The sequence below is a fragment of the Caproiciproducens lactatisolvens genome, assembly GCF_052443335.1.
Lineage (GTDB): Bacteria > Bacillota > Clostridia > Oscillospirales > Acutalibacteraceae > Caproiciproducens.
In genome coordinates this window covers 1,629,777-1,643,242 of the sequence record NZ_CP195750.1, presented here as the reverse complement: position 1 = coordinate 1,643,242, position 13,466 = coordinate 1,629,777, and the positions used below count along the sequence as shown (strand labels likewise).

Below are 13,466 nucleotides of genomic sequence, written 5' to 3'. Positions count from 1 at the left end.
ATGGCCGACGCGATGTTCATTTACTGATACGAAAGGATAAACAAGGATTAAAATATGTATAAGCTAATCAGCAATACGGGAGCGGCAAGGCGCGGCGTAGTGAATTCGCCGCACGGGACGGTTCAAACTCCGGCTTTTATGAACGTGGCTACCTGCGGCGCGATTAAAGGCGGTGTGTCCGCGCTGGATCTGAAGGACCTGAAATGCCAGGTACAGCTCTGCAATACCTATCATCTTCATCTGAGACCGGGCGACGAAAATGTGAAAAAGCTGGGCGGCTTGCACCGGTTTACCCGGTGGGACGGGCCGATCCTGACCGACAGCGGCGGATTTCAGGTGTTCTCGCTGGCAAAGCTCAGGAATATTACCGAGGAGGGCGTGACCTTCGCTTCTCATATCGACGGCCATAAAATCTTTATGGGACCGGAGGAAAGCATGAGAATTCAGTCCAACCTGGCCTCTACCATTGCAATGGCCTTTGACGAATGTGTGGAGAATCCTTCGGAATACGATTACGCGCGCAGCTCCTGTCAGCGCACGGTTCGCTGGCTGTATCGGTGCAAGGCGGAAATGGACAGGCTGAACACGCTGCCGGACACGATCAATCCCCGCCAGATGCTGTGGGGAATCAATCAGGGCAGCACCTACGAGGACCTGCGCATCGAGAATATGAAGCAGATCCGCGAGCTTGACCTCGACGGGTACGCGATCGGCGGGCTGGCGGTGGGGGAGTCCGCGGAAGAGATGTACCGCATCATCGAGGCGGTGGAGCCCGAAATGCCGAAGGACAAGCCCCGTTATCTGATGGGGGTGGGAACCCCGGCCAATATTCTGGAGTCGGTCAGGCGCGGCGTGGATATTTTCGACTGTGTTATGCCTTCCAGAAACGCCCGTCACGGGCACACCTTTACCTGGGACGGCTGCCGGAATATGATGAACGCGAAATACACGCTCGATGAGAAACCGATTGACGAACACTGCGACTGTCCCGTTTGCCGCAATTTTACGCGCGCATACATTCACCATCTTTTTAAAAGCGGAGAGATGCTCGCTATGCGGCTTTGCGTCATGCACAACATCTATTTTTACAATTCCATTCTGGAACAGATCCGTCTTTCTCTTGATGAGGGTCGTTTTGAAGAATTCTATAGCAATAATATCTTGAAATTGAGCTTGAGGATATAAGAAATCCTTGCAAGACGACGAATAAGTTGCTATAATCATTATATTAAATTGGAGGTGCAGTTCTATAATGAATTTCAACACTTTGACAGGAACCACTGCGGCCGGAGGAAGTACATGGACCATCGTTCTCCTTTACGTGGCCATTATCGGCGCTTTTTATTTCTTTGGAATCCGTCCCCAGTCCAAGAAAAAGAAAAATGAAGAGAAAATGCGCAATAATATCCAAATCGGCGATGATATCACCACAATCGGCGGAATTGTCGGACGAGTAGTCGGCATTAAGGACGATTCCGACACCATCGTTATCGAAACCGGTACGGACCGCGTCAAAATCCGCATCAAGCGCTGGGCGATCGGAAGCATCGATACCGTTCACGCGGACGCCGAATAAGCCGAAAAAGCGGAATAATTAGTATATCTTCGGTGCCTTCTGAATATCTATGGTATTAGATATTTGAGGGGGCGCTGGTAATGAAAAGCAAGAAGCATTTAAAGCATTTAAATGAAAATCCGATGTTGGGAGCGCTGCGCTCCATTCTCCTCGGGACTGTCGTCGGGGCCGTACTTTGTGCTGCCCTGCTGGGTGTTTTTGCCTTGGCCTTTGTGTCGGCTGGACATATTCCGCAGAATCTGATTTCCCCTATGATGCTCGGATTGTCCGTACTCGCGTCCTTTGTGGCGGGGTTTGTCACAGCGAAAATTTCCCGTAAACGCGGTTTGGCCTACGGCGCTTTGTCCGGTTTGCTGCTGTTTGTATTGTTTCTTGTTTCCGGTATGATTGCGTCCCATGAGCCTGTTTCCCTTACGGCCGGAATCAGGATGCTGGTAATGGTTCTTTCCGGCGCAATCGGCGGGCTGCTTGCGGTCAGTAAGAAGTCAAAAGTAAAATAATACTTTTATTCTTTCCGTCAGTGTGATATAATCATGAAGCGAAAATGATCAGTAATATTGAAATGGAGGTTTCAAAAAATGAAACAGATTAAGACTTTGAATAAAGCCAATTTAAAAGAGAGCGCGGTCAAAGGCGGATGCGGCGAGTGCCAGGCGTCCTGTCAGTCGGCCTGCAAAACTTCCTGCACTGTCGCAAACCAGAAATGCGAAAACGCCGGCAGATAAATCAATTGATTTGAATTTCATTCAAACCTTAAGGGACAGTAATGTCCCTTAAATTTTGTGTAAACGGAGAAAATACATGATTCACAAGTATTCTTTAAATGGTTTTTATATCGTACTGGACACCAACAGCGGGGCAGTTCATCTTTTTGACGACGCGCCGTTTGATATGCTGGACTATTTAAATGACAGCGTGCCGGAGAATCCTCCCCGGGAAATGCTGAACGGCCTGAGCGGAAAATATGACGGCGAAACCGTTCGTGAAGCCTATGAGGAGCTGAAAGAGCTGTACCGGATCGGTCAGCTTTTTTCAACGGACGAATATGGAAAGTTCGCTGAAATGATGAAGGATGCCCCGGTAAAATCCATGTGCCTGAATATTGCCCACGACTGCAATTTAAGGTGCGAATACTGCTTTGCCGCCAAGGGAGACTTTGGCCGCGGCAGAATGCTGATGCCCTTTACGGTAGGAAAGAGAGCGATCGATTTCCTGATCGAGAAATCAGAGGGAAGGCATAACCTTGAAGTCGATTTCTTCGGCGGCGAACCGCTGATGAATTTTGAGGTTGTCAAGCAAATCGTCAATTATGCCCGCAGTATCGAAAAAGAACACAATAAAAGTTTCCGGTTCACCATTACGACAAACGGCATCTTGCTGACGGACGACAAGATCGATTTTATCAACCGGGAAATGTCCAACTGCGTGCTGTCCCTTGACGGAAGAAAAAGCGTCAATGATCTTTTGCGGGTCAGGGCCGACGGTACGGGCAGCTATGATACAATTGTTCCGAAGTTCCAAAAGCTGGTCGCGTCACGCGGCGACAAGGACTATTACGCCAGAGGAACCTTTACCAAACACAATCTTGATTTTACCAACGATGTGTTACATATGGCCGAGCTTGGCTTTGAGCAGATTTCCGTTGAGCCGGTGGTCTCGGACGTGAAGCTGGATTATTCGATCGGGGAAGAGGACTTGCCCCGCGTATTTGAAGAGTATGAGCGTCTGGCAAATACGATCATTGACCGCAAAAGGGCGGGGAAGGGGTTCAATTTCTTCCACTTTATGCTGGATCTCGATCAAGGCCCGTGCGCCATTAAGCGCCTTCGCGGCTGCGGCTGCGGCAACGAATACATCGCCGTAACGCCGGAGGGAGATATTTTCCCCTGCCATCAGTTCGTAGGGGACGAGAGCTTTAAAATGGGGAATGTCATGGACGGAACCTTGAATACCGATATGAAGCATTCCTTCGCGCTGGCAAACGTCTATTCAAAACCGGAATGCAGAAACTGCTGGGCCAAATTTTACTGCAGCGGCGGCTGCAACGCGAACAGCCAGCAGTATGAAGGGGATATCCATAAAGCCCATAAGATCTCCTGTGATCTTGAAAAAAAACGCCTGGAATGCGCCATTATGATCAAGGCGGCCATGGCTGAATAGCAAGAAAACGGATGAGCGGCGCACGCTTGCTTTAAAAATGTAAGCGTGCGTATTTTTATTTATAAGGTTTACATAACGTTTATTACATAATTTCTGTTAGTTTACATAATACAGTTTACATAAATTATTTGAAAATGCATAAAAATGGTTTTCTTGTATATTTTTGTATTGCTAACTGGTAAAAAATGTATTATAGTATATAGTTACAAGGCAGGTGTTTTTTTTGAGTGATAAAATACTGGGGTTTATCGGCGCCGGCAATATGGCAGGCGCTATTATTAATGGGATTGTCGGGACAAAAACCTTTCCGGCACAGCAGGTTTTTGTTTATGATATCAACCGGGAGAAACGGGAAGCGCTGCGGCAAAAGGCGGGAGTACGGACCGTTGACTCGATTGAACAGCTAATTGAAAAATGCGATATCGTTTTTCTGGCGGTCAAACCGCAGAATTTTGCTGAAGTATTGGCTTCGATAAAACCTGTTATAAATCAAAAAATTCTGTTTGTTTCTATTGCGGCGGGCATCTCGACCCACTATATCAACAGTGCTCTTGGCTGCCGGTGTCCAGTTATCAGGACCATGCCCAACACGCCCCTTTTGATCGGCAAGGGCGCAACCGCATTAAGCAGGACGGAAAATGTAACGGACGAAGATTTTCAGCTGGTTCTGTCATTATTCGGCGCCTGCGGAACGGTAACGGTTTTGGATGAAAGCCAGATGAACGCCGTCATTTCCGTAAACAGCAGCAGCCCGGCGTATATTTATCTGTTCGCCAAAGCGATGTTGGACAGCGCCGTTAAACAGGGGATCGCCGCCGACACGGCTTTACAGCTGATCTGCCAGACGCTGGAGGGCAGCGCGGGAATGCTGCGCCAGCCGGAACTGACCCCGGAAATGCTGATTAAAATGGTCTCTTCACCCGGTGGAACCACCTTAAAAGCACTGGATGTTTTTTATGAGCATCATTTTGAGCAAATCGTGGACGAGGCGATGAGGGCCTGTACAAAAAGAGCGGAAGAGCTGGGCAAGTAATCATATAACACAAATCATTCTCATACATTTATGAATGGTTCCTTATATCTGTTAAGGGGATGTTTGAGTATGATTGTTGTAAAACACAGCTTTCGGCACAGGCCTGTTATCAACAGCAGGATTCTTTTAAAAGCACTGCGTGAAAATTATGTTCTGGTGCTGTTCTCGCTTTCTTTAATCATCGGCATGATTTTTGGAGCGGTTTTCGCCAGAAATGCGGATTTCACAGCGTTAAATAAACTGGATTTTCTATTTTACAGCAATTATAAAGCCAGGGCTGTACAGCCGATTATCTCCATTTTCTCCGCTTCCTTTGCTTCCTCCTTTCTTTTTATACTGGCCTGTTTTCTTTGCGGGCTTTCCGTGTGGGGGATGTTTATCATCCCTGCGGTTCTGTTTTTCCGGGGTTTCGGCTTGGGGCTGACATCCGGATATCTGTATGCGGCGTATGGCTTTATGGGCGTATTATTTAATCTGGTGGTTATTTTGCCCGGGGCATTTGTGTGCTGCCTTGCAATTCTGCTTGCGGCAAGGGAGGGGACACGATTTTCCCGAATGATTGCGTCATGCAGTGTCGTGTCTCAAAGAGGGACAATCAGCCCGCCAAAAATGAAACCGTATTTACTGAATTTCGGTGCCATTCTGATGGTTGCTTTTCTGGCGGCGGTGATTGACGTTATATTTTCAGGATGTTTTGCGCGTATGTTTTCTTTTTAAAATAGAGGGGATAGGACAAAATGAAGGACTACTGTTCGGATTTCAGCAATTATCTGGTCAATAAAAAAGCTGTGTCTGCAAACACACTGGATTCGTATATTCGCGACGTCGGGCATTTCTTATCATTTCTGGATGAGAACGGGCCGGGCGATCCAGCTCAGGCGGATTCCGACTTTATCAATACATATGTTGCAAATCTGACAGAATTAAAAAAGTCAAACGCTACGATTACGAGAAATGTCGCTTCCATCCGGTGTTTTTATCAGTATCTGATTATTACCGGCCAGGCGGACAGCAATCCCGCAAAGGCCGTTAAACTGGAAAAGACGGTAAAAAAGCTCCCACAGATCCTGTCCGGCAAGGAAATTGAGCTTTTGCTGTCCCAGCCGGATACTCAGGAATCGAAGGGCTGCCGCGACAAAGCCATGCTGGAGCTTCTGTATGCAACCGGAATCAGGGCTTCGGAGCTGGTTGATTTGAATATTCAGGATATTAACATCCACACGGGGATGCTGAGCTGCAAAAATGACAAAAGCGAGCGGTTGATTCCGGTTTATCCCACGGCGGTAAACGCCATATCGGAATATATTATCAGAGTCAGGAGCCTGATCATCACGCCGGATGGGGGACAGGCACTCTTTACGAATCTGAACGGCCGCAGGCTTACCCGTCAGGGCTTCTGGAAAATTGTAAAAGGATATGCGGAAAAGGCGGGAATCGTCAAAGAAATTACTCCCCATACGCTCCGCCATTCCTTTGCACTGCATCTGCTGGAAAACGGCGCGGAGCTGAAAGATATACAGATGATGCTCGGCCACGCGGATATTTCCTCCACACAGGTTTACGTACACTTATTAAACGACCATTTTAAAAAAGTGTACAACAACTGCCATCCGCGTGCAAAGCTGGGTTAAATACAAAAAAGAACCGGTTATTCCGGTTCTTTTTTTATCGCCTTTTTTAAATCAGCGGAATTTTGCCGCCTTACCTTCGACAGAGGATTCGCCTTTGCCGCGTTGGCCATCTGTTCGTCGGACAAATGGGTGTAAATCTCTGTGGTACCCAGATTTTCGTGGCCTAAAATATCCTTTAAGACCCGGATGTCGACATGTCCGTGCTGATACATCAGGGTCGCCGCCGTGTGGCGGAGCTTATGTACGGAAAGGTTGCCGAGTTCAATTTCCGAAAGGTACTTTTTGACGAGATACTGTACGGTTTTCGGGCTGATGCGTTTCTTCTGCTTACTGATGAACAGCGCGTTTTTGTCTGTCAGGGCATCGTTGGGCCGCACCGCGACATAGCGGTCGATCGCGTCAAGACAGGCGTCGTTCAGATAAACGATCCGTTCCTTGTTGCCTTTGCCGACGATCCTGACCGTCGACGTGCCGTGGCGGACATCGCTCAGATTCAGGCCGACCAGTTCGGACAACCGCATGCCGCAGTTTAAAAACAGTGTAAGGATACAGTAGTCCCGTTCTTTGGCAGGGCCGTCCACTTTGGACAAAAGCTCCAGACTTTGCTCCAAAGTCAGATATTTCGGCAAAGCTTTCCTTTGCTTGGGCGTTTCCAGCTCCTGAACCGGGTTTACAGCCAGTTTTCCGGTCTTATTCGTCAGATATTTAAAAAAAGTCCGTAAACTGGAAACCTTTCTGGACCGGGTCGAAGCTTTGTTCTGGCGTTCTGTGGACAGATAATTCATGTACTCAAAAACATGCGTCAGAGTAATGGTTTTAATGAGATCGAGATCAATGTCGGAAATACTGATTTTCTCGAAATCGGTTTCCGGTGGCACAAGGTCCCGGGATTTTTTAATATACCTGAAGAACGTACGTAAGTCAAGATAGTATTCATCAACGGTTTTTGGAGATTTTCCTTTAATCGTCCCGACGTATCCCAGAAATTCTTTGATGATCGGCGGCGCTTCAGCCATCCATTCAGATTTTATTTCTGATTTCATGAGCCAATTCAAATCCTTTCTTTGGTTTTCCAGTCCCCTTAATTATACAAAATTTTTATTTTGTATAATTATATCATTTTTTTAGGGGACAGTCAAGGATTTCTATTTCTTTCTAAGGTTTCTTTTTCGATACGGTTTACGGTTTTTAACGGAAGGATTCCCCCAATGTCCAGCAGCGGACCGTCCGTCAGAGAAATCAATTCCACCTTTTTCTGATCACAGAAGCTTTTCATACCAGAATAATCAGGATGATTTTTGATGCTGCCTGTAAAAGCCAGTTTTCCTTTCCCGATCATTCCGCAGGCGCCTCCAAGAAACCCATATTCGTATCCCTCTAAATTTACATAGCCCGGCGTAATTTTCAGAACATCCATCCTCATTCTTTCCGCCGCTTCCGCTATGGACGGGTCCGCCGTGATCACAGACCGGCTGTCGACAATGATTGTGGAGCATTTCGCATATCCTTGCCTTACGTCCGTTATTTCTATCCGGTTCGCGCTGCAGTACTCATAAATCGTGCTGTCGATGGCCTTCCAGTTGGCCAATAACCGGTTTCCGATACGGGCGCAATTTAAAATGACATCCTGCGGATAAGAATTGGAAATACATTTGTTCGAATAGGATACCTCGAACCCTAATTGTTCCAGTTTTATTTTCAGATCCTCTTTCCCATTTGCCGCAACGATTCGATTGCCGCCCAGGTGGTGCAGCAGCATATCGGCATGACAGCATACCGGCACGCTCAAAGTCTTACACGGCTTTATCGGAAGAACTTCTATATTCCGCGCTCTGAGCGCGTCCGCAACTGCGGGATATGTACCGGACATGGCCGCTGCGGCCACGTCCGACTCCGGAAGGTTCGGAGTTTGGATAAAACCCATATTTTTACTCCTGTCTGAGCGCGTCGACGGGCTTCAGCCTTGACGCTTTATAAGCCGGATAAACCCCGAAAACAGTGCCGGATGCAAGGGAAAATTCTACTGCGATCATCATGATATCCGCTCTTGTACTCAGCTCTACGCCAAAATATTCAGCGCCGGCGAAGGAAATGACATATCCGGCCGCGATACCGCAGACGCAGCCGATCAGGGATATCAGAACGGCCTCGAACATAAATTCCAGCATGATGGAGCTTTGCTTTGCCCCAATCGCTTTCTTGATTCCGATTTCCCGCGTCCGTTCGTTCACCGAAACCAGCATGACGGTCATGATGCTCAGGCTTGCCACCAATAAGGAAACAGAGCCTACCGCGGAAAGAATCAGAGTAACAATTCCCAGCATATTGGTAAGGCTGTCCTTTTGCTTGGCAAGATTATTGGATACGAACGCGTCCGCTGTCCCGTTGTCGCGGTTGAGCGTGTCTACGATTGTTTTTCCGATGCTCTCTACATTGCCACCGGATTTCACTTTGACCACGATCTGGTCGAAATCGTTTCTTCCGGATGCGGCCTGAACAGTGGTGTAAGGAACATAGACGAAGGTGGGGATATAGTTTCCGATCATGTTCTGCAAAAGGCCGCTGCCCGTTTTAATAATCCCGATCACCTTATAATTTTCTTCGACTCCGCCGCTCATAATGGACACTGTTTTCCCGATGATATTGCTTCTCATATAGGTGCTTTTTGAAAAAGCTTCATCTACCAAACATACGTTTGCACCCGTGCTGATATCCTCCGAATTGAACAGCCGGCCGTACAGCAGATTAATGGAAATAATCTGGCTTGCGTTGGTGTCTATCCCCCACACCAGAGCTTTGGAACTCAATTTTCTGGCCGAGATATCCGTGCTTTCCACCATCACGGGAGCTGCCTGTTCCACCTGATCGCACCGTTTGATAATACTCAGGTCGTCTTCATTGAGAGAAACCGGGGCGGCGGTATCCGACGAAGAGGAAATGGTAAGACCGCTCAAGCCGAGGCTTTCCAGCTCGTTGCTGAGCGCGTTGGTTCCGCACTGGCTGATATTGCCGATAATCACGACGGAGGCCACACCGATCGCGATTCCCAGTATGGTAAGCACCGTCCTGACACGCTTTCTGCCCAAATTCTGAAACGCGGATTTTACATAGTCAATCATCGGAGCTCACCGAACTTTCTTTGGGGATGACGTGAGCCCCGTTTGACACGGAATCCGGGTTGGCGATGACTTCATCGTTTTCGGACAGGCCGCTGGTTATTTCAAAACCGTCGTCAAATTCTCTATCGGTCACCACAGGGGTTTTGACGGCCTTCTTTTCTTTTAACTTGAACACATATTCATTTCCGTTTTTATCGGCTCTGACGGCGTTGTAGGGCGCAATAAGGACATTGGGGTTTTCAGATGTAATAATTTTTGCCTTTGCGGTATAACCGGGCTTGATATCGCTCCCCGGTTTTTCGACGCTGACGATTACCTCTACCACCGTTTCCTGCCCTGTTGTGGAAACCATCTGTTTCGCTTCGGTGGAAATGCTTTTGACAGTGCCGGTATACGCCGTGTTTTTAAATCCTACACCGGTAATAATCGCCTTTTGCCCTTTCTTTATGTCGGAAATCTGCGATTCATTGACCGAAAGCCTTACCTGGAGCATATCGGATCTGTCCGATATGACCGCGACCGGGGTGCCGGCCTGGACGTAGCCCTGGTTGACAACCGAGAGCGACGTGATTTTTCCTTCGTACGGAGAAGTAATCGTCCTGGTCGTAATCTGGCTCTGTCCGCTGTATTGATTGAGAAGGCTTTCGTACGTTCCGTCCAATTCGGAATCGGAAGAACTGGAAGAATCGGAAGCGGAGGAAGGCACCTGAATGTCCATTAAGCGCTGTCCCTGGGTAACTTTGTCCCCCAGTTGGACATAAACCTGGCTGACAAAAGCCGCGGACGGCGAGTAGACGTTGTGCATCGAAACCCGCTCTACCCTGCCGCTGCACGTCACAGAATTTTCGACTGTAACCGGGTTTACCTTTACAATACTGACAGGAACGGCGGAATTTCGCGAAAAAACACCCCATGTGAGAATTCCTACGACCATCATAGCTGTAAAGGACAATAGCATTACATACTTCTTCATTCTCATTCCCCCATTCCTGTTTATTCTGTGATGGAAGAGGGAAAATATTAGCTCAATTTTAAGCAAATCAATGAATAATTTTCACGCTTATCCCCCAAAATATAATTGAGGTGAACATAAATGAGCATCATTCAATGTGATGAAGACTGTATTTATCAGCATGACGGCTACTGCAGTCTGGAAATGCCTTCCGCAATTACCAATTATACCGGCGACGGCTGTGTGCACTGCATCAAAGTCACTCCCCGGGCTCCTGTCAGCAACCAGATAAAGCCTCAAACGCCTCCCTCACGCCTTTGACCCCGATCAATTGAATGCCGTTCCCTTTGACGTTGACCTGCTTCAGGCTGTGAAAGGGTAAAATGCATTTTGTAAAGCCCAGCCGGGCAGCCTCGCTGATTCTGGCGTCGACATGGGTAACGGCGCGTATTTCCCCGGCAAGGCCGATCTCGCCGAACACAATGGCGTCGTCGCTGACGGGGATATCCTTCAGGCTGGATACGAGCGACATGGCTACCGCAAGGTCCGCCGCGGGCTCGTCCAGCCTTAATCCTCCTACAACATTGACATAAGCGTCCAGATTGGAAAAATAGTATCCCGCCCGTTTTTCAAGTACGGCAAGCAGCAGAGACATTCGGTTGTAATCAAAACCGGTTGACATCCTTCTGGGATTCCCAAAGCCGGTCGTCGTTGCAAGTCCCTGTATTTCGGCCAGAATCGGGCGGGAACCTTCTATTACGCAGGTGACGCAGGTCCCCGATACATTTTTCGGCCTTCCGTCCAGCAGAGCGAGCGAAGGGTTGTCCACCTGATGAAGCCCGTTGTCGCCCATATCAAACACGCCGATTTCATTGGTGGAACCGTACCGGTTCTTTGCGGCCCGCAGAATCCGGTAGGACATTTGGCGGTCCCCCTCAAAATAAAGCACCGCGTCGACGATATGCTCCAGCACCTTCGGCCCCGCGATGGCCCCGTCCTTATTGACATGGCCGACGAGAATGGTTGGGATCTCCAGCGCTTTTGCGGTGTGCATCACGGCATTGGTGCATTCCCGCACCTGTGTGACGCTGCCGGGCGACGAATTCAGATCGGTATCATTCATCGTCTGGATGGAATCGATCATCACCAGATCGGGTTTTTGGGCTCTCATTTGCTCTATAACGCATTGAATGTCCGTTTCGGTCAGGATATAGAGATTATCGCTTTGAACGCCCAGACGGGCCGCACGGAGCTTTATTTGCCGGTTTGATTCTTCTCCCGATACATATAGAATCTTCAGGGATTGCCCGAGATATTCGCAGATCTGCAAAAGGATCGTCGATTTGCCGATTCCCGGCTCTCCGCTGATCAAAATCAGGGAGCCTTTTACAATCCCTCCGCCGAGCACTCTGTCCAGTTCCGTTAAACCGGTATGATAACGGGCTTCCTCCGCGGTACTGATTTCATTGATGGAAACAGGGACGGTATTTTTACGCGCCGCACCCGCCGAATTCTTTTGGACGGCCGGTTCCCTGATTTCTTCTGTCATCGTGTTCCACTGCCCGCAGCCGGGACATTTTCCGAACCATTTTGCAGATTCAAACCCGCACTCGGAGCAGATATAAATACTTTTTGATTTGGAAGCCATTTTTTGTTCCTCTTATTTCCTGTTTTTTAAATTATAGCCCAACCTGTGGATGAATACAAGACGCTACTCCACGGAATGAAGGTAATCCAGCAGTCCGCTGTAGACGCAAAACGCCATTTCCTGCTGATAAGTTTTATCATTCAGTTTCGCGGCCTCGGAATCATTGGAAAGGAAACCGCACTCGACCAGCACAGCGGTAACTTTTGTGTTCCACAGGAGATAAATGGAACTGGTGGCCGGCTTTGTCTCCCGCTTGTTTTCCGGCTGAATCAGCTCTACAATCCGGCTTTTGATATTTTCGGCCAGAATTTTACTTCCGTCGGTATTTTTTGAGTAGAAGATCTGCGCTCCGCTGTAGCGGCTTTCCGTGAAATGGTTTTGATGAATGCTGATAAAGATGCAGTCGCCCTGCTCCTCAATGATTTTCAGGCGGTTATGGAGGTCGCTGACCTTTCGTTCCCTCACGGTGTCAAGGTGATCGTCACAAATGGAAGCATCCGTGGTCCTTGTCATCACGACACGCATTCCGGAGCTTTTCAAAAGTTTTTCCAGCTGCAGGGCAATTGCCAGGTTAATGTCCTTTTCAAGCGCGGAGTTTTTCCCCGCGGCTCCCCCGTCTTCCCCACCGTGTCCCGGATCGATCACAATAACGGGATTGCGTTTTTCCGCCAAGGCCAAAGCCATTTTATCGATTTTATGATAGGAGATGTAGGACAGCAGCAAAAAAGCAAGACAGCATAAAACCAGTACGGCTATCGGTATAAAATAGGTTTTGGCTTCTTTCTCGTTCAATGCAATCACCCCATGCAATCTATATGCATGGGGTGATTGCGATATTAAAAAAGTCCGTAAAACAAAACCTGTTTTACGGACTTTTCCCTTTGCTTGGAGGCGTCACCCAGATTTGAACTGGGGAATCAGGGTTTTGCAGACCCATGCCTTACCACTTGGCTATGACGCCAAAAATGGAGCGAACGACGAGGCTCGAACTCGCTACCTCCACCTTGGCAAGGTGGCGCTCTACCAGATGAGCTACGTTCGCATGCTTGGTGCCTCCGGGCGGAATCGAACCACCGACACGGGGATTTTCAGTCCCCTGCTCTACCAACTGAGCTACAGAGGCAAATGGCGACTCGGATCGGGATCGAACCGACGACCTCTAGCGTGACAGGCTAGCGTTCTAACCAGCTGAACTACCGAGCCAACTTTAAGTGGTGGGAACAATAGGACTCGAACCTATGACCCCCTGCTTGTAAGGCAGGTGCTCTAACCAGCTGAGCTATGCTCCCATTCGCGTGTGCCGCGTTCATCAGCGACGTGTTATATAATACTATATATTGTGCCAGT

General features: G+C 48.5%; 14 protein-coding genes and 5 tRNA genes. 8 read left to right on the top strand and 11 right to left on the bottom strand.

Annotated elements, in window-relative coordinates:
* The first annotated feature begins 54 nt into the window (after positions 1–54).
* From tgt to ACRQV7_RS08095, 8 genes are all read left to right on the top strand, one after another.
* Positions 55–1,185 carry a tRNA guanosine(34) transglycosylase Tgt gene (tgt, locus tag ACRQV7_RS08130; protein WP_444657761.1) on the top strand — a complete coding sequence of 377 codons (1,131 nt, stop codon included), beginning with the start codon at positions 55–57 and terminating at the stop codon, positions 1,183–1,185.
* 67 nt (positions 1,186–1,252) lie between these two features.
* Complete coding sequence (gene yajC, locus ACRQV7_RS08125) at positions 1,253–1,576, top strand: preprotein translocase subunit YajC (protein WP_275715863.1); 324 nt, start codon at positions 1,253–1,255, stop codon at positions 1,574–1,576.
* An 80-nt stretch (positions 1,577–1,656) separates the two neighbouring features.
* Positions 1,657–2,076, top strand: coding sequence for a TIGR04086 family membrane protein (locus ACRQV7_RS08120; protein ID WP_444657760.1), 420 nt, complete (start codon positions 1,657–1,659; stop codon positions 2,074–2,076).
* A gap of 78 nt (positions 2,077–2,154) precedes the next feature.
* Positions 2,155–2,301 carry a six-cysteine ranthipeptide SCIFF gene (gene scfA / locus ACRQV7_RS08115; RefSeq protein WP_081928276.1) on the top strand — a complete coding sequence of 49 codons (147 nt, stop codon included), beginning with the start codon at positions 2,155–2,157 and terminating at the stop codon, positions 2,299–2,301.
* Positions 2,302–2,377: 76 nt separating this feature from the next.
* Entirely contained in the window at positions 2,378–3,736 is a 1,359-nt protein-coding gene (gene scfB / locus ACRQV7_RS08110; RefSeq protein WP_444657759.1) for a thioether cross-link-forming SCIFF peptide maturase, read from the top strand.
* 223 nt (positions 3,737–3,959) lie between these two features.
* Positions 3,960–4,769: a pyrroline-5-carboxylate reductase gene (proC, locus tag ACRQV7_RS08105; protein ID WP_444657758.1), complete on the top strand. Its 810-nt coding sequence runs from the start codon at positions 3,960–3,962 to the stop codon at positions 4,767–4,769.
* Positions 4,770–4,799: 30 nt separating this feature from the next.
* Positions 4,800–5,486, top strand: a complete 687-nt coding sequence (locus ACRQV7_RS08100) for a stage II sporulation protein M (RefSeq protein WP_444657757.1) — start codon at positions 4,800–4,802, stop codon at positions 5,484–5,486.
* Between the two features lie 20 nt (positions 5,487–5,506).
* Positions 5,507–6,400: a tyrosine recombinase gene (locus tag ACRQV7_RS08095; protein ID WP_275715853.1), complete on the top strand. Its 894-nt coding sequence runs from the start codon at positions 5,507–5,509 to the stop codon at positions 6,398–6,400.
* 17 nt (positions 6,401–6,417) lie between these two features.
* Here the strand turns inward: ACRQV7_RS08095 and ACRQV7_RS08090 are convergent, their stop codons facing one another.
* From ACRQV7_RS08090 to ACRQV7_RS08040, 11 genes are all read right to left on the bottom strand, one after another.
* Entirely contained in the window at positions 6,418–7,443 is a 1,026-nt protein-coding gene (locus tag ACRQV7_RS08090; protein WP_444657756.1) for a tyrosine recombinase XerC, read from the bottom strand.
* 92 nt (positions 7,444–7,535) lie between these two features.
* The gene (locus ACRQV7_RS08085; RefSeq protein WP_444657755.1) at positions 7,536–8,324 is read right to left on the bottom strand and encodes a DUF6873 family GME fold protein; all 789 of its coding nucleotides are present in this window, start codon (positions 8,322–8,324) and stop codon (positions 7,536–7,538) included.
* A 4-nt stretch (positions 8,325–8,328) separates the two neighbouring features.
* Entirely contained in the window at positions 8,329–9,519 is a 1,191-nt protein-coding gene (locus ACRQV7_RS08080; RefSeq protein ID WP_444657754.1) for an ABC transporter permease, read from the bottom strand.
* A complete protein-coding gene (locus tag ACRQV7_RS08075) occupies positions 9,512–10,492 on the bottom strand; it encodes an efflux RND transporter periplasmic adaptor subunit (protein WP_444657753.1) in 981 nt (326 codons plus the stop codon). The genes ACRQV7_RS08080 and ACRQV7_RS08075 overlap by 8 nt, the downstream gene beginning before the upstream one ends.
* 256 nt (positions 10,493–10,748) lie before the next feature.
* Positions 10,749–12,119 carry a DNA repair protein RadA gene (gene radA, locus ACRQV7_RS08070; RefSeq protein ID WP_444657752.1) on the bottom strand — a complete coding sequence of 457 codons (1,371 nt, stop codon included), beginning with the start codon at positions 12,117–12,119 and terminating at the stop codon, positions 10,749–10,751.
* A 63-nt stretch (positions 12,120–12,182) separates the two neighbouring features.
* The gene (locus tag ACRQV7_RS08065) at positions 12,183–12,911 is read right to left on the bottom strand and encodes an N-acetylmuramoyl-L-alanine amidase (RefSeq protein ID WP_444657751.1); all 729 of its coding nucleotides are present in this window, start codon (positions 12,909–12,911) and stop codon (positions 12,183–12,185) included.
* Positions 12,912–13,005: 94 nt separating this feature from the next.
* Positions 13,006–13,080 (bottom strand) — tRNA-Cys (locus ACRQV7_RS08060).
* 5 nt (positions 13,081–13,085) lie between these two features.
* A tRNA-Gly gene (locus ACRQV7_RS08055) sits at positions 13,086–13,161 on the bottom strand.
* Positions 13,162–13,166: 5 nt separating this feature from the next.
* Positions 13,167–13,242: transfer RNA gene (locus ACRQV7_RS08050), tRNA-Phe, on the bottom strand.
* 3 nt (positions 13,243–13,245) lie between these two features.
* Positions 13,246–13,322: transfer RNA gene (locus ACRQV7_RS08045), tRNA-Asp, on the bottom strand.
* Between the two features lie 9 nt (positions 13,323–13,331).
* Positions 13,332–13,408 (bottom strand) — tRNA-Val (locus ACRQV7_RS08040).
* Between the last annotated feature and the right edge of the window lie 58 nt (positions 13,409–13,466).

Bases quoted from the DNA above. Each gene is read 5' to 3' on its own strand.
- tgt (WP_444657761.1), top strand. From the start codon at position 55: ATGTATAAGCTAATCAGCAATACGGGAGCGGCAAGGCGCGGCGTAGTG.
- yajC (WP_275715863.1), top strand. From the start codon at position 1,253: ATGAATTTCAACACTTTGACAGGAACCACTGCGGCCGGAGGAAGTACA.
- ACRQV7_RS08120 (WP_444657760.1), top strand. From the start codon at position 1,657: ATGAAAAGCAAGAAGCATTTAAAGCATTTAAATGAAAATCCGATGTTG.
- scfA (WP_081928276.1), top strand. From the start codon at position 2,155: ATGAAACAGATTAAGACTTTGAATAAAGCCAATTTAAAAGAGAGCGCG.
- scfB (WP_444657759.1), top strand. From the start codon at position 2,378: ATGATTCACAAGTATTCTTTAAATGGTTTTTATATCGTACTGGACACC.
- ACRQV7_RS08100 (WP_444657757.1), top strand. From the start codon at position 4,800: ATGAATGGTTCCTTATATCTGTTAAGGGGATGTTTGAGTATGATTGTT.
- ACRQV7_RS08095 (WP_275715853.1), top strand. From the start codon at position 5,507: ATGAAGGACTACTGTTCGGATTTCAGCAATTATCTGGTCAATAAAAAA.
- ACRQV7_RS08090 (WP_444657756.1), bottom strand. From the start codon at position 7,443: ATGAAATCAGAAATAAAATCTGAATGGATGGCTGAAGCGCCGCCGATC.
- ACRQV7_RS08085 (WP_444657755.1), bottom strand. From the start codon at position 8,324: ATGGGTTTTATCCAAACTCCGAACCTTCCGGAGTCGGACGTGGCCGCA.
- ACRQV7_RS08080 (WP_444657754.1), bottom strand. From the start codon at position 9,519: ATGATTGACTATGTAAAATCCGCGTTTCAGAATTTGGGCAGAAAGCGT.
- ACRQV7_RS08075 (WP_444657753.1), bottom strand. From the start codon at position 10,492: ATGAAGAAGTATGTAATGCTATTGTCCTTTACAGCTATGATGGTCGTA.
- radA (WP_444657752.1), bottom strand. From the start codon at position 12,119: ATGGCTTCCAAATCAAAAAGTATTTATATCTGCTCCGAGTGCGGGTTT.